The following is a 19,421-nucleotide window of genomic DNA, read 5'->3' as shown; positions in this document are numbered from 1 at the left end:
CCCTACTAGGGTGGCGGGCGTGCTCGTTCTGGACGGTGTGACCAAGAGCTACGGCGAGCGTCGGGCGCTCGACGACGTCGGGTTCACCATCGAGGCCGGCCGGCTGACGGGGTTCGTCGGCGGCAACGGAGCCGGCAAGACCACCACGATGCGGATCATCCTCGGCGTGCTCGCGGCCGACTCGGGCAGCGTGCTGATCGACGGGATCCCCGTCTCGGCGGCGGCCCGGCGCCGCTTCGGCTACATGCCCGAGGAGCGCGGCCTCTACCCGAAGATGCGGGTGCGGGAGCAGCTGGTCTACCTCGCCCGGCTGCACGGCTGGACCGCGGCGGCCGCCGGACGCAGCGCCGACGGACTCCTCGAGCAGCTCGAGCTCGGCGCGCGGGCCGACGACCCCCTGGAGAGCCTGTCGCTGGGCAACCAGCAGCGGGCGCAGATCGCCGCCGCTCTCGTGCACCAGCCGGACCTGCTCGTGCTCGACGAGCCCTTCTCGGGGCTCGACGTGATGGCGGTCGACCTGGTCCAGAACGTCCTCAAGGAGCAGGCCGCCCGAGGCGTCCCCGTCCTCTTCTCCTCCCACCAGCTCGACGTCGTGGAGCGCCTGTGCGACGACCTGGTGATCATCGCTGGGGGGCAGATCCGGGCCGCCGGCCGACGCGACGAGCTGCGGGCGCAGTACGCCAGGCGCGTCTGGGAGCTCGGAGTGGACGACCCGGACTGGGTGCCCGGGTGGCTCGACGGGCGGGGGACGGTCGGCGCGACCACGGACACCTCGGTGCAGCTCGAGGCGCCCGACGACGTACGCCGCGACCTGCTGGCCACGGCCATCGCCCGAGGACCGGTGCACTCCTGGCGCCACGTCCAGCCGTCCCTGGCCGAGATCTTCCGAGAGGTGGTCGGATGAGTGCCGCGGTGAGTGACCAGATCACCCAGCCGACGTTCGTCGCGACGGTCCGGCTCGTCGCCGAGCGCGAGATCACGACGCGGCTGCGGTCGAAGGCGTTCCGCTGGATGTTCGGGCTGCTGCTCCTGGCGGCCGCCGCGGCGACCGTGCTGCCCAACCTCGTCGGCGGCGCCGACCCGGTGTCGGTGGCGGTCGTGGGCACCTCCCCGGTCGACCTCGACACGATGAAGGACTCCGACGGGGCGGCGTACTTCGACGTGCGCGACCGCTCGGTCGACCGTCCTGCCGCCGAGCAGCTGCTGCGCGACGGCGACGTCGACGCCGTCCTCGTCTTCGGCGACGACTCGCTCACCGTCCTGGGGCTGCGCGACCCACCGACCCGCGCGGTCCAGGCCTTCTCGGCCGCGCCGAAGGTGGAGCTCGTCGACCCGACGGGCCACGACCCCGCCGTCGCCTACTTCGTCACCATCGCCTTCGGCGTGCTGTTCTTCCTCGCCGCCTCGCTCTTCGGCACCCAGATCGCCCAGAGCGTCGTGGAGGAGAAGGCGACGCGGATCGTGGAGATCCTGCTCTCGACGGTGCCGGCGCGGGCGCTGCTCACGGGCAAGGTGCTCGGCAACTCGGCGCTCGCGATCGCACAGATCGTCGGTGTCGCGGCCGTGGCGCTCCTCGGCCTCGCGCTGACCGGCGACGCGATCTCGGTCGGCGACCTCAGCGCACCGATCCTCTGGTTCGTCGTGTTCTTCGCGTTCGGGTTCGTGATGGTCGCCGCGCTGTTCGCCGCCACCGCGAGCCTGGTGTCGCGGTCGGAGGACATCGGCTCGGCCACCTCGCCGGTGACGATGCTGATCATGATCCCCTACGTGCTCTCGTTCGTCGCGCACGACAACGTGCTGCTGACCCGGGTGCTGGCCTGGCTGCCGTTCTCGGCGCCGATCTCGATGCCGAGCCTGGTCTTCAGCGGCGACGCCCACTGGTGGGAGCCGCTCGGCTCACTCGCGCTGCTGGTGGTCACCACGGTGGCCGTCATCGCGGTGGGCGAGCGGGTCTACCGCAACTCGCTGCTGCGCACGGGCGGCAAGATCCCGCTCCGCGACGCCGTGCGCGACGCGGTCGCCGGACGGTAGCCGGCCTGATTTCGAGTCGCGCGAGGCCCGGTGCTAGCCTTGGCGACGCACTCGCGGGGGTATGGCGCAGCTGGTAGCGCGTCTCGTTCGCAATGAGAAGGCCAGGGGTTCGAATCCCCTTACCTCCACCGAGTGGAACCCCCGGTTGACCTGCGGAAACGTCAGGATCAATCGGGGGTTCCGTCGTTCTCGGCCGGAGTGCTGGTACCCCCGATCCGGGCGCCGTGAGTTTCGAAGATGCGGATCTTGCGCGTCTCACTTTCGCGAACCCGAGCCTCGGTGGTTGAGGCGCGCAGGAGTGTCCCTCGGCTACGCTCGATCTGTGGGCGCCGCATCTGCTGAGAGCATCTCGCTTCGCGAGGGGCTACTCGCGCGCCGCGACGCCGTCGCAGCGATCCTCGACCGTTATGCGGCGACGAACCCGCGCGTCTTCGGGTCCGTGGCACGGGGTGATGCGACCGCGACGAGCGACATCGATCTTCTCGTGGAGCTGCTCCCAGATCGCGGCAACGCGCTCCTGCGGATCGCAGGGCTGAGCGAGGAGCTGAGCGTCTTGCTCGGCGTGCGGGTCGACGTCGTGTCGCAGGAGCTGCTCCGCGAGCCGGTCGCGGCGAGCGCCCTGCTTGATGCGATCGCGGTATGAGTCGGTCGGCTGACGAGCGTTTCGCTGACATGCTTGCGGCGATCGAACGCTGCCAGGCGTATGCGCCGCATCTTGATGTCGGCGATTTGAGTTCGATGGCGTACGACGCGATTCTGCGGAACCTTGCCGTCCTTGGCGAGGCGGTGCGGGCACTGCCCGAGGAAGCCCGCGCTGAGTACCCGGATGTGCCGTGGCCAGCCATCGCAGGACTCCGCAACGTCGTCATTCACGAGTACTTCCGTGTCGATCCGGACGTGGTCCGCGACATCGTCGAGAACCAGCTCGCCCCATTCGCCGATCAGTTACGCGCTCGCTGAGGCTTGGTACCCCCTTGGTACCCCCACGACGCGAGACGGTGCATTCCTTGCAACGACCGCAAGCATGGAAGTGGCTGTCAGGCGCGGCGCCTCGTACCTGCGGGCGCCTTCACAATGAGAAGGCCAGGGGTTCGAATCCCCTTACCTCCACCGAGCGAAGGGCGGTCCGCGAGGACCGCCCTTCGTCATCTCCGGTCGTCTCGCAGGCGTGGTCCGGGCCTGCCGCTCGTCCCGTTCCGGTGCCGAGTGGAGCCTTTGGCCGCCTCACATCGCGCAGAGCTGGTCAAAGGCTCCCTTCGCCCGGCGTGACGGCCCGCGCCACGTCTCAGGAGCAGCAGGCCGCGCTCCCTGCCTCGACCAGCGGCAGGTCGGCCGACGTCCGGCCCTCGAGCTCGGGCTGCGCGTCGGCGAGGACGACGTAGTTCTCCCAGCGCTGGTTGTCGGGGCCGGTGACCCAGTGCTTGTCCTGCCGGGCGTAGCAGCAGACCACGTCGCCCTGCTCCTCCAGGGCGAGGCCGGCGGCCTCGAGGCGGTCGGCCTCGGTGTGGACCTCCTCGATCGAGGAGCGCTCCACGCCGAGGTGGTTGAGGGTCCCGGTCGCGGACGGGTTCTCGAAGAGCACGAGCTTCACCGGCGGGTTCTCGACGGCGAAGTTGGCGTAGCCGGGCCGCCGCTTGGCGGGCGGAGTGTCGAAGAGCGTGGAGTAGAACTCCACTGCTGCGTCGATGTCGGCGACGTTGAGGGCGAGCTGGATGCGGGACATGGTTTCCTCCTACATATTGATGAACATCGATGTCTGCGACCTTGCCACCACATATCGACATCCGTCAATATAGATACATGTCGAAGTCGCTCCTCGAGCTCACGCCGGTCCAGGCGGTCGCCTGCTGCTCGCCGGTCACGCGGGACCCGCTGTCCGCCGAGGCGGCCGAGCGGATCGCGCCGCTGGTGAAGGCGATCGCCGACCCGGTGCGGTTGCGGCTCCTCTCCCTCGTGTCCTCCCACGCGGACGGCGAGGCCTGCGTCTGCGACCTGAACGACGCCTTCGACCTCTCCCAGCCCACGATCAGCCACCACCTCAAGCTGCTGCACGAGGCCGGGCTGCTCGAACGCGAGAAGCGCGGCGTCTGGGTCTACTACCGCGTCAACGCGGGCGCGCTCAGCGACCTGGCCACCCTGCTCGGCGGGGTGACCGCGTGACGTTGGTACGCCGGGCGACGGCCGAGCTCCTGGGCACGGCGTTCCTGGTGGCGGCCGTCGTAGGCTCCGGCATCGCGGCCCAGCGGCTCTCGCCGGGCGACACCGGGCTCCAGCTGCTGGAGAACAGCATCGCCACCGGGGCCGTGCTGGTCGCGCTGATCCTCGCGTTACAGCCGGTGTCCGCCTCGTTCAACCCGGTCGTCACGCTCGTGGAGCTGGCCCTCAAGCGGGTGACCACCACGGACGCTCTGGTGCTGGTCGCCGCCCAGGTCGCCGGCGGTGCACTCGGCAGCGTGGTCGCCAACCTGATGTTCGACCTCGACGCGGTCGGGATCTCGACCCACCATCGCAGGGGTGAGGGACCGCTCATCGGCGAGGTCGTCGCGACCGTCGGTCTGGTGGTTGTCGTCTTCGGCTCACTGCGATCGGCGCGGATCGAGACGGTTGCCATCGCGGTGGGCGGCTACATCGCGGCGGCGTACTGGTTCACCAGCTCCACCAGCTTCGCCAACCCCGCCGTCACCCTCGCTCGGACGCTCACCGACACCTTCGCGGGCATCGCGCCGAGCTCGGTGCCCGTCTTCGTCCTGATGCAGCTCATCGGTGGTGCACTGGGTGCCGGGCTCGTGCTTCTGCTCCACCCGGAATCCCACCCCGAGATCCAGGAGGCCTGATGTCGCGCCCGACCGTCCTCTTCGTGTGCGTCCACAACGCCGGCCGCTCCCAGATGGCCGCCGGCTACCTGCGGCACCTCGCGGGCGACCGGATCGAGGTGCTCTCCGCCGGCTCCGCGCCCGCCGATCGCATCAACCACGCGGTCGTCGCGGCGATGGCGGAGGAGGGCGTCGCCATCGCAGCCGAGACCCCGAAGCTGCTCAGCGACACGGCTGTTCAGAAGGCCGACGTGGTCGTCACCATGGGTTGTGGAGACGCGTGCCCGTTCTATCCGGGCAAGCGCTACGAGGACTGGGCGCTCGACGACCCCGCCGGCCGGGGCATCGACGCGGTCCGGCCGATCCGCGACGAGATCCGAAAGCGGGTGGAGACGCTCATCGAGGAGCTGACGTGACCATCGTCCCCCTGACCACCGGGCACTGGCCCGAGGTCGAGTGCATCTATGCCGCCGGCATCGCCACCGGCCAGGCGACGTTCGAGAGCGAGCCGCCGTCGTGGGAGGCGTTCGACGCGGCCAAGCTGCCGGGCCAGCGACTCGTCGCGCTCGACGACGGCCGGGTGCTCGGCTGGGTCGCCGCCTCGGCGGTCTCCGACCGGTGCGTCTACGCGGGCGTCGTGGAGCACTCCGTCTACGTCGACCCGTCGGTCGCCGGTCGGGGGATCGGCCGAGCGCTGCTGGACGGTCTCATCGCCTCCACCGAGGCGGAGGGGATCTGGACGATCCAGTCGGGGATCTTCCCGGAGAACGCGGCGAGCCTGGGACTGCACCTCTCGGCGGGGTTCCGGGTGGTCGGCACCCGTGTACGGCTCGGCCAGATGGTCACCGGTCCCCTGGCGGGGCAGTGGCGCGACGTCGTCCTCGTCGAGCGCCGCAGTTCCGTCGTCGGCGGGTGAGAGGTCTCAGAAGTCACCCCTGACGGCCGATGAGAAGGCTGGACCCCCGCAGGCTGCGCCGAGGGGGTCGGGAAAGGGGTACGCCGCATGCTGGTCGACCGTCGCAAGCCGGTGGCTCGCTACGTGCTGTTCGCCGACCCCGCGACTCAGGAGCGGTTCGCCGACGTCGCCGAGGCGGCGTACCAGGACCTTGCTCGCGTCGACCAGTGGTCCGGCACCGCGTCCCTCACTCTGCCGGCGGCTCCGTCGGAGGACACGGAGACGAAGCGTCGCGGGCTGCGGCGTCGCGCCGTCGAGCACGTGGCGGCCGCCGAGGTGCTCACCGTGACCGGCGCGCTCTCCGCGGCCGGTGAGGCCGCGCGTGACCTGCCTGACCGGGTCGTCGGGCTCGGCGGCTGCGCCGCGGAGCGGAAGCTCGCGGCGACCCTGGGACGGGTCGTCCTGGAGCTCGTCCGCGACCTGGCGGGCGTCCCGCTCGACGACCAGCGGCTCCACCCGGCCTACGGCCAGACGCTTCGTCTGGCCGGCGAGCTGCAGGCGCTGCACACGATGCTCGTGGCGGCGCCGTGTCCGGACCCGTTCGGCTGCGTCCGGGCGCGCCAGCCCGAGCAGTGGGGCCGGCGCACCGAGGACGTCGAGATCGCCGAGGTCCGCGCGGTCCTGCTCGAGCTCGCCGCCGAGGACGAGGGCTGAGCGACCGCCGATGCCCGGTGGCCGTCAGGCGTCCGTGAACGACAGCAGCGCGACGGGAGCGCTCGTGGGCTGCGAGGAGCCACCGGCAGGCTCCACGGTCATCCCGGCTCCGACCGCCGCCGATGCGGGGCCGTCGAGCACCATCCGTGCCGTGGCGACGCCCTTCCCGACGATGCCGGCGGGTGCCATGGCGCCGCGGGAGTCCTGGAGCCACATCTGGTAGACCTCGCCGTCCGGGAGATCGGGCAGGTCCTTCACCACCACGGCGGCCTTGTCGAGGCTGACCGAGCGGTAGACCGTCACGCTGCCGCCGTGCGGCAGGGTGACCGTCCCGGTGCGCTGGGTGTCGGGGGCGTGCAGGACCCGGTCGGCTGCGGTGACGGTGGTCGGCTCCGAGGAGCGGTCCCAGGGATGCCACGCCACGCCGCCTCCCACGAGGAGCACGGCTGCTGCGGCCGCGATCAGCGCGGTCAGCGGACGGCGGCGCCTGCGTCGGTCGACGGCTGCGATAGCCGGCGGCAGCGGCCGGACCACGGCGGCGTCCGCGAGCACCCGCTCGCGGAGGCCGGCGGGAGGCGTCGCCTCGATGAGGTGGCCCAGCTCGGCGGCCGCCTCACGGAGGCTGTCGACCTCGGTCCGGCAGGCGTCGCAGCCCACCAGGTGTCGCTCGAACTCGGCCCGTTCGTCGGCGTCGAGCGCGTCCAGGGCGTAGGCGCCCGACAGTGCGTGGATGTCAGAGCTCATCGCGCGTCCCCACTCCCATCGTGTCTCGCAGGCGGATCAGGCCGTCCCTGATCCTGGTCTTGGCGGTCCCGACCGGCAGGTCCAGCATGCTGGCGACCTCCGTGTGGGTGTAGCCCCCGAGGTAGGCGAGCTGGACGGCTTCGCGCTGGACGGGGGTCAGTGCGTCGAGGGCGCCGCGGACCCGGCGGGCGTCGAGCGAGGCGTGCGCCGCCTCGGCGGTCGCGTCGTGGCTGACCGACTGGTTCCGATGCCCGTAGGCGACGTCACGCCGGGTCGCCGACTCCGCGGCGCGGACCCTGTCCACCGCCCGGCGATGGGTGATGGTCAGCATCCAGGCGAGCGGGCTACCCCGCTCGGCCCGGAAGTGCGAGGCGGTGCGCCAGATCTCCAGCAGCACCTCCTGCGCGACCTCCTCGGCCTGCGCGGGGTCGCGCAACACCCGGAGCGCCAGGCCGTAGACCTTCGGTGCGACGGCGTCGTAGACGGCGGCGAAGGCCGTCTGGTCGCCCCGGGCCGATCGCCGCAGCAGGTCTCCGAGGTCGGGCGCCGACGGCGCCCCCGGTTCGGGGGCGCCGTCGGGCACGGGCCTGAGGTGGTTCACGGTCCTAGTCTCTCGGGTCCTGGTCTACGGGTCCGGTCACATGGACGGCGGCATGAGCACCGTGTCGACGACGTAGACGGTCGCGTTCGCGGTCGGGATGTTGCCGCAGACCACGTTCGCACCGTCGACGGTCATGCCCGAGGCGTCGCCCGTGACTGTCACCGAGTCCTTGTTGAGCGTGGTCTGGGTGCCCGCGACGGCGGTCGGGTCGAGCTTCCCGCCCACCACGTGGTGGGTCAGGATCGCGGTGAGCATCGCCTTGTCGGCCAGCACCTTGTCCAGCTGGTCCTTCGGGATCTTCGAGAAGGCGTCGTTGGTCGGCGCGAACACGGTGAGGCCGTCGGCGCCGTTGAGGGTATCGACCAGGTCGGCCTTCGTCACGGCGGTGACGAGCGTGCTGAGCAGCGGGTTGTTGCTGGCAGCCGTCGCGACCGGGTCCTTGACCATGCCGTCGAAGGAGCCGGCGCCGCTGGTCGGGATCGACGAGCAGCCCGGGCCGAAGGGCTTCGAGCCGGCGTCCATGGCGGCGGCCGAGGAGTCGGACGCCATCGGCGCCGACGAGGACGAGGCTCCGGCGTCGTCGCCCGAGCCGGAGTCGCTGCCGCCGCAGGCGGCGACGCTGAGCGACAGGACGAGTGCGGCCGCGAGGCCGGTGGAGCGGAGGATCGTGGTCTTCATGGCGGTTGCCTTCCGTGGGCTTCGATCGAGGGGCTGTCGGTGTCTTGCACCTGGTATTCGGTGCGCCGGCCGATCCGGATGGGTGCGGATCATGTGGCGACGGTCACGTTGATGGTGTGGATGCCGCTGGCGCCGTCGGGGAACGGGTTCGCCCGCACCGCGGTCTGGGTCTGGCCGGCGTTGTCGACCACCCGGCACGCCAGCGTGTGCGACCCGGGCTGCGCGTCCCAGCGGTGGAACCACTGCCGCCAATAGACCTCGCCCGCCGACGGCCCGAGCTTCGCCGGCTGCCAGGCGCCACCGTCGATGCTGATCTCGACGCGCTGCACGCCGCCGGCGCCCTGCGCCCAGGCGACGCCGCCCACGACGACCTCGCCCGAGGACAGCTGCGCGAGCGGCCGTGGCGTGTCGATCCGGCTGGAGATCTTGATGGGTCCGTCGGTCGCCCATCCGCGGTCGGTCCAGTAGGCCGAGCGGTCGGCGTACGTCGTCAGCGTCAACCGGGTGAGCCACTTCGTGGCGCTGATGAACCCGTAGAGCCCGGGGATCACCAGGCGGGCCGGGAAGCCGTGCGCACGCGGCAGCGGCGCGCCGTTCATGCCGACCGCGACCATCGCGTCCCGGCCGTCGGTCGCCAGGGCGAGCGGGGTGCTGATGGTCATCCCGGCGAAGTCGGTGCTGAGCACCTGGTCGGCGCGGTCGCCGACCCCGGCCCGGTCGAGCACGTCGGTGAGCCGGACGCCGAGCCAGCGGGCGCCGCCGGTGTACGGGCCGCCGACGCTGTTGGAGACGCAGGTCAGGGCGATGTCGCGCTCGATCATCGGCATCGCCAGCAGCTCCTCGAAGGTCAGCGTGAAGGGGCGGCGTACGTCGCCGTCGATCACCAGCCGCCAGTCGGAGCTGCTGAGCACCGGGACGTCGAGGCGCGTGTCGACGCGGTAGAACCGCTTCGACGGCGTCCGGAACGGCGTGATCCCGGGCACCGTGCGGTCGAGGCCGGCCGGGAACGCCGGCGCCGGCTCGACAGGCGCCGGCAGCGCGATGTCCTCGGGGCGACCGCGGGTCGAGATCAGCCGACGGCCCAGCTGGCCCAGGGTTCCGGCGCCCACGGTCGCGACGCCCAGACCGAGGAGGACCCGGCGCCGCGACGGCGACGCCGTCCCGGCGCCGGCGGCCCGTCGGGGCGACCACAGCGCGAGCAGGCCGAGCAGCACCAGGACCGCGACGACCGCGGCGACGACACTGGGCACCGCGTCGGCGAGGCCGGCCGCGGGGCGTCGTACCGCTGCCACTCCGGCGACCGCCGCCAGCGCGACGAGGAAGCCGGCACCCAGCACCCGCGAGCGTCGCGCGGCGAAGCCGACACCCGTCGCGGCCAGGAGCACCACGATGAGGACCGAGCCGACGAGGATCGTCTTGTCGTTGGTGCCGAAGTGCGCGATCGCCCACTCCTTGAGCGGTGTCGGCGTCCGGTCGATGACGGTCGAGCCGACCGCGAGGACCGGCGAGGCCGCGGGGGTGGTCGCTGCCGCCTCCAAGTGCCCTGCGGCGAGCCCCACGGCGGCGGCGACCGGCCCGAGGGCGGCGAGGATGAGGCGGTCGCTCCAAGACGTCATGGTCGCTGTTCGGAGCGGACCCCCCTTTCGGATGTCAGCGTCGCAGCGCCTCGTAGGCCGTCAGCGAGGCGGCGCGCTCGGTGGCGTGGTCGACGATCGGCTCGGGGTAGCCCTCGGGCTGCTCGGGCAGCTCCCAGGGGTCGTGCACGTGCCTGCCCTCGACGTCGGCGAGCTCGCGGACCCACCGGCGGACGTAGGCGCCCTCGGGGTCGAACTTTCGGCCCTGGGTGGTGGGGTTGAAGATCCTGAAGAACGGCGCCGCGTCGGTGCCGCAGCCCGCCACCCACTGCCAGTTGTGCTGGTTGCTGGCGAGGTCGCCGTCGACGAGGTGACGCATGAAGTGGCGGGCGCCGTGCGTCCACTCGACGTGCAGGTCCTTGACCAGGAACGACGCCACGATCATCCGGACCCGGTTGTGCATCCAGCCCTCGGCGAGCAGCTGCCGCATCCCGGCGTCGACGATCGGGTAGCCGGTCTCGCCGCGCTCCCACGCCTGCAGCCGCTTCTCGAGGGTCCGGCCGGTCGCGTAGGGCATCGCCTCCAGCTGCGGGTGCAGATAGTCGCGGGCGCTCTCGGGTCGGGCGGCCAGCACGGCTGCATAGAACTCCCGCCAGGCCAGCTCGCGCCGGAACGTGTCGCTGCCGTCGTCGTGGCCGAGGTCGGCGAGCAGGGTCCGGACGTGCACGGTCCCGAGCTTGAGGTACGCCGACATCCGCGACGTGCCGTCCACGCCCGGCCGTTCCCGGTCCGCGGGGTAGTCAGCGATCCGGTCGCGGAACGCGTGCCACGCGGCGTGTGCGGCCTCCTCGCCCGGCTCGGGCAGCCGTACGTCGCGCGCCGACGCCGGCTCGTCCGGCAGGTCGTCGGAGCGCGCCGTCCGCCAGGCGACCGTCGACGGGTCGGAGTCCGCGGGCGCGCGCCAGCCGTGCTCCGTCCAGGCGCGGTAGAACGGCCCGAACACCTGGTAGTGACCGCCCGACTTCGTGGTGACACGACCGGGCGCGACGGCGTACGGCGACCCGGTGGCGACCATCGGGACGCTCGGGTCCTGCGCCGCGAGCGCCGCGCAGACGCGCTCGTCCCGGACCCGGCCGTAGGGGCCGAAGTCCTCGCTCACGTGCGCGGCGGCGGCGCCGACCTCACCTGCGACGGCGGGCACGACGTCCTCGGGACGGCCGTGCCGGACGACCAGCCGACCGCCGTGCGCGCGCAGGTCGTCGTCCAGCGCCCGCAGGGACCGGAGCAGGAAGGCCGTCCGAGCCGGTCCGGACGGCTTCAGCAGCCCCGGGTCGAGCACGAACAGCGGCACCACCTCGGCGCCGTCGCGGGCGGCCTCCACGAGCGCGGGATGGTCGTGGAGGCGCAGGTCGCGACGGAGCCACAAGACGGTGGTCGGCATGCGCGCCGGTTCCCGATCGGGGCCGGATCAGTGCGTCGAGGGCTCCGTCTCGATCTCGCGACGGTCGTCGGACCAGAGCGTGTGGAAGACGCCCTCGCGGTCGACGCGGTGGTAGGTGTGCGCCCCGAAGAAGTCCCGCTGCCCCTGGATCAGCGCGGCGGGCAGCCGCTCGGAGGCGAGCGAGTCGTAGTAGGCGAGCGCCGAGGAGAAGCCGGGCGCGGGCACGCCGGCCGTCACCGCCGTCGCGACGACGCGGCGCCAGGCCGCCTGCCCGGTCGCGACCGCGTCGGCGAAGTAGGGGTCAGCCAGCAGCGAGATGAGGCCGGGGTCGCCGGTGTAGGCGTCGGTGATCCGGTCGAGGAACCGCGCCCGGATGATGCAGCCGGCCCGCCAGATCTTCGCGATCGCGCCCAGGTCGATCTCCCAGCCGTACTCCTTCGCACCCGCCACGATCAGGTCGAAGCCCTGCGCGTAGGCGACCACCTTCGAGGCGTAGAGCGCCGCGCGGACGTCGTCGGCGAACCTGTCGGGGACCTCCGGGCGCTCAGGACGCGACGTCACCGTCCCGCGCACCGCGGCCCGCTGCTCGGGCTTGCTCGAGACGGCGCGGGCGAAGACCGCCTCGCCGATCCCGGAGACGGGGACTCCGAGCCCGAGCGCGTTCTGGACCGTCCACACGCCGGTCCCCTTGGAGCCGGCCTCGTCGAGGATGGAGTCGACCAGCGGCCCGCCCGTGGCGGCGTCCTGCTGGCCGAGCACCTCGGCGGTGATCTCGATGAGGTAGGACTCCAGGTCGCCCTCGTTCCAGCTGCGGAAGACGTCGACCAGCTCGGGGACCGACGCTCCGCCGACCCGGCGGAGGAGGTCGTAGGCCTCGGCGATGAGCTGCATGTCGGCGTACTCGATGCCGTTGTGCACCATCTTGACGAAGTGGCCCGCGCCGTCGGTGCCGACGTGGGTGACACACGGCTCGCCGTCGGGCGCGACGGCGGCGATCGAGCGCAGGATCGGGCCGAGCGTCTCCCAGGCCTCGTCGGACCCGCCGGGCATGATGGACGGGCCCTTGAGCGCGCCCTCCTCGCCGCCCGAGATGCCGGTCCCGACGAAGTTGAGGCCGCGCTCGCGCAGCTCGCGCTCGCGGCGGATGGTGTCGAGGAAGTTGGCGTTGCCGCCGTCGACGATGATGTCGCCCGGCTCGAACCGCTCCGCCAGCTGCTCGATGACGGCGTCGGTGCCCTTGCCGGCCTGGACCATGATGATCGCGGTGCGCGGCTTGGCCAGCGAGGCGACGAAGTCGTCGATCGTCTCGGCGGCCACGAAGCCCGCGTCGCCGTGCTCGTCGAGCAGCTCCTGGGTCCGGGCGTAGGTGCGGTTGAAGACTGCCACCGTGTTGCCTTCGCGGGACGCGAGGTTGCGAGCCAGGTTGGAGCCCATGACGGCAAGGCCGACGACGCCGATGTTCGCTGTGGTCATGCTCTGCAGTGTGTCGCGAGGGAGTGTCCGGCGGCCAGGGCCTCCACACTGCGAGACCTCAGGAGTGCGCGCCCGCCTCGTGCTGGGCGTGCCCGGGCGGCTCGAGCTGGAAGGTCGAGTGCTCGACGTCGAAGTGCCCGGCGAGGCACGCCTGGATCTGGTCGAGGATCTGGGGCGCGTGACCGTCGGCGAAGCAGGCCTGGTCGACGACGACGTGGGCCGAGAGCGCGGGCAGCGCCGAGGTCACCGTCCACACGTGCAGGTCGTGGACCTCCCGCACGTGCGGCACCCCGAGGAGGTGGCTGCGGATGAGGGCCAGGTCGGTGTCGGCCGGCGCCGCCTCGAGCAGGATCCGGCCGGAGTCGCGGAGCAGTCGCCATCCCGCTCGCAGCATCAGCGCGACGACCAGCAGCGAGGCGATCGGGTCGGCCCGGGTCCAGCCGGTGGCGAGGATGACGAGGCCGGCGACGAGCGTGCCGACGAAGCCGTAGAGGTCGGTCAGGACGTGCTGGAAGGCGCCCTCCACGTTGAGCGAGCGGCGGTCCGCGCGGGCCAGCAGCCAGGCCACGGCGATGTTGACCAGGCAGCCGACCAGAGCCGTGGCCACCACCGGCCAGCCGGAGACGCCGGGAGGGTCCAGCAAGCGGCGTACCGCCTCGACGGCGACGACGAGCGAGATCGCCACCAGCGTCACGCCGTTGACGGCGGCCGACAGGATCTCGGCGCGGTGCATGCCGAAGGTCCACGCGCCTGCGGCCGGCCGGCTCGCGAGCCGCGCGGCGACCAGCGCGAGGGCGATGGCGGCGACGTCGGTGAGCATGTGGCCCGCATCGGAGAGCAGCGCCAGCGACCCGGCGACCACGGCGACCACGACCTCGGCCACCAGGAAGGTGCTCAGCAGCGCGAGCGCTGCGACCAGGTGTCGCCGGTCGGCGTCGGCCGAGGGCACGTGGCCGTGGTCGTGCGCGTGGTGGGCGCCGTGGGTCGAGGTGGACACCCGACCATCCTCCCAGCCACCGGGCCACCCGGCAGATGCCGGCCGGTGGTTGTTGCGATATGTTCGCAATAACGTCGAGAGGAGCCGCCCGTGAGCACGGCTGTCGCCACTGCTGCCCGTACCCGCACCACCTTGACCGTCGCCGACAGGCGATCGCTGTGGTGGATGGGCGGTGTGGTCGTCCTGCTGCACGTCATCGGGTTCGGCCTCCTGCTCGGCGTCGTCGCGCCCCAGCACTTCAGGCTCGGCGGCGACCACCCGGTCTTCACCGTCGGGGTCGGCCTGCTCGCCTACACCTTCGGCCTGCGGCACGCCTTCGATGCCGACCACATCGCCGCGGTCGACAACACCACCCGCAAGCTGCTCGGCGACGCCCACGCCGTCGAGGCCGAGACCGGGGTGCCGCAGCGCAAGCCGCTGTCGGTCGGCTTCTGGTTCTCCCTCGGGCACTCCTCGATCGTCTTCGCGCTGTCCTTCCTGCTCATGCTCGGCGTGAAGGCCCTGCTCGGCTCGGTCGAGGACGACGACTCGACGCTGCACACCGTCACGAGCCTCATCGGCCCGTCGGTCTCCGGTGTCTTCCTGTGGGTGCTCGGCCTGCTGAACCTCGCTGCGCTGATGGGGATCCTCCGGGTCTTCCGCAGCATGCGCCGGGGCGAGTACGACGAGGCCGAGCTCGAGCGCCAGCTGGACTCGCGCGGCTTCATGAACCGCATCCTCGGCGGCCTGACCAAGTCGGTCCGCAAGCCGTGGCACATCTACCCCGTGGGCGTCCTCTTCGGCCTCGGCTTCGACACCGCGACCGAGGTCGGCCTGCTAGTCCTGGCCGGCGGGGCGGCGGTCTTCAACCTGCCCTTCTACACGATCCTCGTGCTGCCGGTGCTCTTCGCCGCCGCGATGTGCCTGATGGACACCATCGACGGCGTGTTCATGAACCTCGCCTACGGCTGGGCCTTCGCCAAGCCGGTGCGCAAGGTGTTCTACAACCTCACGATCACCTCGATCTCGGTCGCCGTCGCGCTCGTCATCGGCACCATCGAGCTGGTCGGCGTCTTCGCGGACCGGTTCGACATCACCAGCGGCCCGCTCGCCGCCGTCGCGAGCATCCCGCTCGACTACGTCGGCTACGGCATCGTGCTGCTCTTCGTCGTCACCTGGGTCGTCGCGATCGCGGTCTGGAAGGGCCTGCGGATCGAGGAGCGCTGGTCGGCCGACCTCGCCGGCTGACCAGCGTTCCCCTCCGGTGCCTCAGCCGGCGTCGAACCAGCGGGTCAGCGCCGGCACCCGCCGCAGGACGAGCTGGTCGAGCAGCAGCACGGCGACCAGGGACACCCCTAAGAGCGGCAGGAACACCCCCAGCGCCACCAGCAGGACGGCCAGCGCGGGCGTACGCCGGATCGGCATCCGGCCCCGCGGGGCGCCGATCCGCCCGGCACCCCGTGGCCGTCGCCGCCACCACATCAGCGGGCCGGTCACGCACATCACGATGATCCCGACGCACATCAGCGTCGACGCCCAGAACGACCACAGCCCGAGGCTGCGCCCCTCGTGCAGGCCGATCCCCTGGGAGACCACCTTGGCGAGCAGCGGGTAGTCGGCGTACCCGTAGGTCGAGACCACCTGGCCGCCGTACCTGTCGATGTGGACCGTGCGCTCGTCCGAGGGGGCGTCGAAGGCGTAGCCGATCACCGAGTAGACGCCCTTCGGGTCGTCACCGGACGGCAGGGCCACGGTCATCGGATGCCGCAGCCCCGCCTGGTCGGCCACGGTCAGCGCGGTGTCGACGCTGGCGACGTTGTGCTCGCCGGCGCCGGTGCCGCCGCTGGGTGGCTGCGACGACGGGACCTCCGTGTCGCCGAGCGCCCACGGGACGTCCTGCGTGTGACTGTGCGGGAGCGACTCGTCCAGCGTGGACGTCGGGTTGCTGATCGCGCCGGGGTCCATGCTCCACATCGAGGAGCCGTGCTTCGTGGCGAGCGACTGGACGTGGGCGCCCCAGAAGCCGGTCCACGGCAGGCCGGTGACCAGCAAGGTGAGCAGCCCGATGCCGGCGAACGCCCCGACCAGGGCGTGTCGCGAGCGGAGCCGCGCGCCGGAGCCCTTCGAGCGGCGGGCGCGACGACGTGCCCGCCAGCCGCGGACGAAGAGGTAGTAGCCGGTCAGGGCCATCACCACCGCCCAGCAGACCCCGACCTCGATGACGTGGTCACCCCACTTCCCAGCCATCAGGTCCCGGTGGATCCGGATCGCCGTGCCGGACAGGGTCCGGTCCGGGTCGAGGGAGCCGAGCACCTCGGGCACGTAGGGGTCGACGTAGACGTCACGGGCCCGGCCGGAGGCGGTCACGATCGACACCACGGTCGGGGAGTGCTGGTCGCGCGGCTCCGTCATCGAGACGGCCGTCGACCCGGGATAGGCGGACTCGACGATGCCGACCTGGGTCGAGAACGGCTGGGCGATGGTGTGCGGCTGCTGCTCGACCCGCATCAGCGCGGGATGGAGCATCGGCTCGAGCTGGAAGCGGAACAGGTAGATCAGGCCGGTCGTCGCCAGCACCAGCAGGATGGGGACGACCAGGAAGCTGGCGAAGAAGTGCCAGCGCCACACGGCGCGGTGCCAGCCGCCACCCGGTCTCGGGCGGCGGAGGCGTGCCGGCGCGCGCGCAGGCAGGAGTACGTCGGACATGGGATCTCTCCTCGGAGCACGAAGAAGCACGAAGAAGCACGCAGAAGCACGAAGGAGCACGCCGACGGCGCCCGCCGGCGCCGGTGAGGGCGTGCAGGGGAACGACCCGGCGCGGTGCCGGGTGTGCGAACGGCCCGGCCGGGGCCGGGTGGTGGGCTCAGGCGGCGAGGAGAGGTGGGCCGCGTCGGGTGTCGGGCCGGCTGAGCCAGACCGACACCGGGCCGGCGGGCGCCTGGGTCCGCAGGTAGCCGCGCAGGGACGTGCGCGGAAGCACGACCGTCAGGTGGAGGAGCGCGACGAGGGTGATCCGTCGACCGGTCAGCGCCAGCAACGTCCACAGGCAGTGCTCACCGCGTGCCAGCCACAGGGTGACCAGCACGCCGGCGACCAGGTGGACGACCATCATCGGCGCGTGCGCGGACATGTCGTGGAGGAGGTGGCCGATCGGCAGCACCGGCAGGGCCGGCTCGGCGCTGGAGGGCGAGGTGCCGACCTGGAAGGCGTCCTGCAGGGAGCCGACGCGGTGCCCGTTGACGACGGGCAGGGTCGCGTAGGGGTCGGCGGTCGGCGGGGGGACGGACGCGTGCGTCCCGGGTCGCACGGGGTCGCCGACGTGACCTGCGGTGACCGTCAGCACGGCGTGCACGACGGTCTGCCCGCCGAGCGTCATCGCGAGCAGCCGCACCGTCGAGGCCGGCTTGGCCAGCATCGGACCGCTGAGCACGACGGCCGCCACCGCCATCACCGCGAGGGCCGTGCCTCCGGGCAGCAGGCCGCCCGCGGTCACGTGGCCGACGACGCCCAGCCCGAAGGCGAGCGAGCCCACGATGGCGGCACGTGCCCACAGCAGGCACGGGTCCATCCTGGGCTGCACGGCACCATCATGACGTGGCCGCGACTCGCGGTCACGTCCTCGCGAGCTCGGACGTGCGCTCGCTCGACCCTGCCGGCAAGCGGCCCGCTCCTTCGTCGCGGTCTGCATGCCGGCTCAGATCCAGCGCTGGAACCAGATGCGGTCCAACCACTCGGCATGGGTCAGCAGCTGGTCGGTGTAGATCGGCCAGAACCAGGCGAAGTTCGCGATCACCAGCGCGAGGTAGGCGCCCGACACCACGACGCCGAGCGTGCGCCGCCTCGACGGCCCGCGGGAGTGGCCGATGAGCTTGCCGACGGCCAGCGCGAGCGCGAGCACCACGAACGGCAGGGTGACGACCGCGTAGTAGCTGAAGATCGGCCGGTCGGCGTACGCGAACCAGGGCAGCCAGGTGGAGGCGACCCCCACCACGGCGACGCCGAAGCGCCAGTCGCGCCCGCCGATCCACATCGCCACGGCGTTGAGCAGCGCGACCACCCCGCCCCACCACAGCAGCGGGGTGCCGAGCAGCAGCACCTGCTTGATGCAGTCGGACCCCTCGGGGGCGGTGCAGCCCTGGTCGCCCGGGTCGATGCCCGTCGACGCCGCGACCCCGACCGGCCGGTTCAGCAGCAGCCAGCCGGTGGGGGAGGAGGCGTAGATGTGGGTCGCGCACTGCAGGAAGTGGGTGTGGAACGTCCACACGTCCTGGTGGTAGGACCACAGCGAGCGAAGCGACTGGGTGACCTCGCCGAGACCGTGGGCGTCCGGCTCGGTCGCGGTCGGCCACTTCCTGTTCGGGTCCGCGTCGTCGCTGACGTAGGTCTGCTTGTCGCAGTGGCCCTGGCCGGCGTACTGGGTGTACTGCGTGGACGAGAGCGACTGCTCGTAGGCGCCCGCGTGCACGAGCCACCCCGTCCACGACACGGTGTAGACGGCCGCCGCGACGACGACCAGGTGCACGAACGCGGGTACGCCGTCCGCGACCGCGCTCCGCAGCAGCGGCAGGCGGACGCCGAACGACCGGCGCGCCCCGGCGCTCCAGAGCACGACCATCACGCCGAAGGCGGCGAGGGGGTAGAGCGCCGTCCACTTGGTGCCGATCGCGAGCCCCCACAGGACGCCGCTCGCCAGCAGCCACGGCCGCCAGAGCACCCGCGGGCCCCAGCCGGTGACGGGCGCCTGCAGGCGGCGGGCCAGCCGCTCGCGGAACCAGTCCCGGTCGGCGACGGCGCACGAGACCGCGCAGAGCGTGAAGAACGCGACGAAGATGTCGAGCAGCGCCAGCCGGGAGAGCACGAACTGCAGGCCGTCGAAGGCCAGCAGCAGGCCGGCCACCACGCCGATCAGCGTCGACCCGCTCATCCGGCGTACCAGCCGGATCATCACCCAGACCATCAGCGAGCCGACGACCGCCGAGGCGATCCGCCAGCCGAACGGGTCCATCCCGAACGCCTTCTCACCGAGCGCGATCAGCCACTTGCCGACGTCCGGGTGGACGACCATCTCGGGGGTGCCCTGGAAGGAGCCCGTCGTGTGGCCGGCCAGGATCTTGTCGTTGGCGCCCTCGGCGTAGTTGCGCGCGTAGCCGAAGTGGAGCAGCGACCAGGCGTCCTTGGCGTAGTAGGTCTCGTCGAACTCGAACTCCCGGGGCGTGCCCAGATGCCAGACCCGCAGAACGAAGGCCAGCAGCGTCACCACGACCGTCGCGCACCAGCCGACGAGCGGATCCTGGTCGCGGATCCGCGAACGCGCCCGCTGCCAGGCGGTCGGGAGCACGGCGCCCGAGGCGGTGCGCGACAGTGACGCGCGCTCCCTCTGCTCCTCGGGCTCGGTGACGGTCACGGTGGCACAGCCTAGAGGCCGCGCCAATCGGTCTTCCGCTCGTCGAGCCGCGAGCGCCGGCGAGCGCGTCGAGACCA

21 protein-coding genes and 1 tRNA gene are annotated in these 19,421 nt (G+C 72.0%); 11 read left to right on the top strand and 11 right to left on the bottom strand.

What is annotated here, in order from left to right; translation table 11 throughout:
• Positions 1-19 precede the first annotated feature (19 nt).
• The 5 genes from BM236_RS08730 to BM236_RS08710 all read left to right on the top strand — a co-directional run bounded on the left by BM236_RS08730 (position 20) and on the right by BM236_RS08710 (position 2,991).
• Positions 20-904, top strand: a complete 885-nt coding sequence (locus BM236_RS08730; RefSeq protein WP_091122855.1) for an ABC transporter ATP-binding protein — start codon at positions 20-22, stop codon at positions 902-904.
• An 8-nt stretch (positions 905-912) separates the two neighbouring features.
• Positions 913-2,031 (top strand): ABC transporter permease, encoded by a 1,119-nt coding sequence (locus BM236_RS08725; protein WP_217645269.1) that lies wholly within the window; start codon positions 913-915, stop codon positions 2,029-2,031.
• 55 nt (positions 2,032-2,086) lie between these two features.
• Positions 2,087-2,159 (top strand) — tRNA-Ala (locus tag BM236_RS08720).
• Positions 2,160-2,353: 194 nt separating this feature from the next.
• Positions 2,354-2,674, top strand: a complete 321-nt coding sequence (locus tag BM236_RS18950; RefSeq protein WP_175507617.1) for a nucleotidyltransferase family protein — start codon at positions 2,354-2,356, stop codon at positions 2,672-2,674.
• 29 nt (positions 2,675-2,703) lie between these two features.
• Positions 2,704-2,991 carry a HepT-like ribonuclease domain-containing protein gene (locus BM236_RS08710; protein WP_245750221.1) on the top strand — a complete coding sequence of 96 codons (288 nt, stop codon included), beginning with the start codon at positions 2,704-2,706 and terminating at the stop codon, positions 2,989-2,991.
• A 325-nt stretch (positions 2,992-3,316) separates the two neighbouring features.
• Here the strand turns inward: BM236_RS08710 and BM236_RS08705 are convergent, their stop codons facing one another.
• Positions 3,317-3,754, bottom strand: coding sequence for an ArsI/CadI family heavy metal resistance metalloenzyme (locus BM236_RS08705; protein WP_091122565.1), 438 nt, complete (start codon positions 3,752-3,754; stop codon positions 3,317-3,319).
• Between the two features lie 29 nt (positions 3,755-3,783).
• On the opposite strand from BM236_RS08705, the gene BM236_RS08700 reads away from it, so the two are divergent.
• The 5 genes from BM236_RS08700 to BM236_RS08680 all read left to right on the top strand — a co-directional run bounded on the left by BM236_RS08700 (position 3,784) and on the right by BM236_RS08680 (position 6,453).
• Positions 3,784-4,191: an ArsR/SmtB family transcription factor gene (locus BM236_RS08700; protein WP_245750220.1), complete on the top strand. Its 408-nt coding sequence runs from the start codon at positions 3,784-3,786 to the stop codon at positions 4,189-4,191.
• Positions 4,188-4,865: an aquaporin gene (locus tag BM236_RS08695; protein WP_091122561.1), complete on the top strand. Its 678-nt coding sequence runs from the start codon at positions 4,188-4,190 to the stop codon at positions 4,863-4,865. Before BM236_RS08700 ends, BM236_RS08695 begins: the two co-directional genes overlap by 4 nt.
• Complete coding sequence (locus BM236_RS08690) at positions 4,865-5,260, top strand: arsenate reductase ArsC (RefSeq protein ID WP_091122559.1); 396 nt, start codon at positions 4,865-4,867, stop codon at positions 5,258-5,260. Before BM236_RS08695 ends, BM236_RS08690 begins: the two co-directional genes overlap by 1 nt.
• On the top strand, positions 5,257-5,760 hold the full coding sequence (locus tag BM236_RS08685; protein WP_091122556.1) for a GNAT family N-acetyltransferase: 504 nt from the start codon (positions 5,257-5,259) through the stop codon (positions 5,758-5,760). The genes BM236_RS08690 and BM236_RS08685 overlap by 4 nt, the downstream gene beginning before the upstream one ends.
• An 87-nt stretch (positions 5,761-5,847) precedes the next feature.
• The gene (locus tag BM236_RS08680) at positions 5,848-6,453 is read left to right on the top strand and encodes a PALP domain-containing protein (RefSeq protein WP_091122554.1); all 606 of its coding nucleotides are present in this window, start codon (positions 5,848-5,850) and stop codon (positions 6,451-6,453) included.
• A 24-nt stretch (positions 6,454-6,477) separates the two neighbouring features.
• On the opposite strand, the gene BM236_RS08675 is transcribed toward BM236_RS08680, so the two are convergent.
• From BM236_RS08675 to BM236_RS08645, 7 genes are all read right to left on the bottom strand, one after another.
• Positions 6,478-7,197: an anti-sigma factor gene (locus BM236_RS08675; protein WP_091122551.1), complete on the bottom strand. Its 720-nt coding sequence runs from the start codon at positions 7,195-7,197 to the stop codon at positions 6,478-6,480.
• Positions 7,187-7,798 carry an ECF RNA polymerase sigma factor SigK gene (gene sigK / locus BM236_RS08670; protein ID WP_091122549.1) on the bottom strand — a complete coding sequence of 204 codons (612 nt, stop codon included), beginning with the start codon at positions 7,796-7,798 and terminating at the stop codon, positions 7,187-7,189. Before sigK ends, BM236_RS08675 begins: the two co-directional genes overlap by 11 nt.
• 36 nt (positions 7,799-7,834) lie before the next feature.
• Positions 7,835-8,476 (bottom strand): fasciclin domain-containing protein, encoded by a 642-nt coding sequence (locus tag BM236_RS08665; RefSeq protein WP_091122547.1) that lies wholly within the window; start codon positions 8,474-8,476, stop codon positions 7,835-7,837.
• Between the two features lie 89 nt (positions 8,477-8,565).
• Entirely contained in the window at positions 8,566-10,092 is a 1,527-nt protein-coding gene (locus tag BM236_RS08660; protein WP_091122545.1) for a molybdopterin-dependent oxidoreductase, read from the bottom strand.
• A 34-nt stretch (positions 10,093-10,126) separates the two neighbouring features.
• Positions 10,127-11,491: a cryptochrome/photolyase family protein gene (locus tag BM236_RS08655; RefSeq protein WP_091122542.1), complete on the bottom strand. Its 1,365-nt coding sequence runs from the start codon at positions 11,489-11,491 to the stop codon at positions 10,127-10,129.
• 27 nt (positions 11,492-11,518) lie between these two features.
• A complete protein-coding gene (gene gndA, locus BM236_RS08650; protein ID WP_281247637.1) occupies positions 11,519-12,973 on the bottom strand; it encodes an NADP-dependent phosphogluconate dehydrogenase in 1,455 nt (484 codons plus the stop codon).
• Positions 12,974-13,022: 49 nt separating this feature from the next.
• Positions 13,023-13,883, bottom strand: a complete 861-nt coding sequence (locus tag BM236_RS08645) for a cation diffusion facilitator family transporter (protein ID WP_217645278.1) — start codon at positions 13,881-13,883, stop codon at positions 13,023-13,025.
• A 168-nt stretch (positions 13,884-14,051) separates the two neighbouring features.
• Here BM236_RS08645 and nicT point away from each other — a divergent pair, with 168 nt between their 5' ends.
• Entirely contained in the window at positions 14,052-15,188 is a 1,137-nt protein-coding gene (gene nicT, locus BM236_RS08640; RefSeq protein WP_245750219.1) for a Nickel transporter NicT, read from the top strand.
• A 21-nt stretch (positions 15,189-15,209) separates the two neighbouring features.
• Here nicT and BM236_RS08635 read toward each other — a convergent pair whose 3' ends face one another.
• The 3 genes from BM236_RS08635 to BM236_RS08625 form a co-directional block, all read right to left on the bottom strand.
• Positions 15,210-16,646 (bottom strand): PepSY-associated TM helix domain-containing protein, encoded by a 1,437-nt coding sequence (locus tag BM236_RS08635; protein WP_091122535.1) that lies wholly within the window; start codon positions 16,644-16,646, stop codon positions 15,210-15,212.
• Between the two features lie 157 nt (positions 16,647-16,803).
• The gene (locus BM236_RS08630) at positions 16,804-17,520 is read right to left on the bottom strand and encodes a hypothetical protein (RefSeq protein WP_139230066.1); all 717 of its coding nucleotides are present in this window, start codon (positions 17,518-17,520) and stop codon (positions 16,804-16,806) included.
• A 114-nt stretch (positions 17,521-17,634) separates the two neighbouring features.
• The gene (locus tag BM236_RS08625) at positions 17,635-19,344 is read right to left on the bottom strand and encodes a dolichyl-phosphate-mannose--protein mannosyltransferase (protein ID WP_091122530.1); all 1,710 of its coding nucleotides are present in this window, start codon (positions 19,342-19,344) and stop codon (positions 17,635-17,637) included.
• Between the last annotated feature and the right edge of the window lie 77 nt (positions 19,345-19,421).

The organism is Nocardioides terrae (assembly GCF_900112345.1).
Classification (GTDB): domain Bacteria; phylum Actinomycetota; class Actinomycetes; order Propionibacteriales; family Nocardioidaceae; genus Nocardioides; species Nocardioides terrae.
Note: the sequence above shows the minus strand (reverse complement) of the source record. Positions and strands in the feature narration are given on the sequence as shown.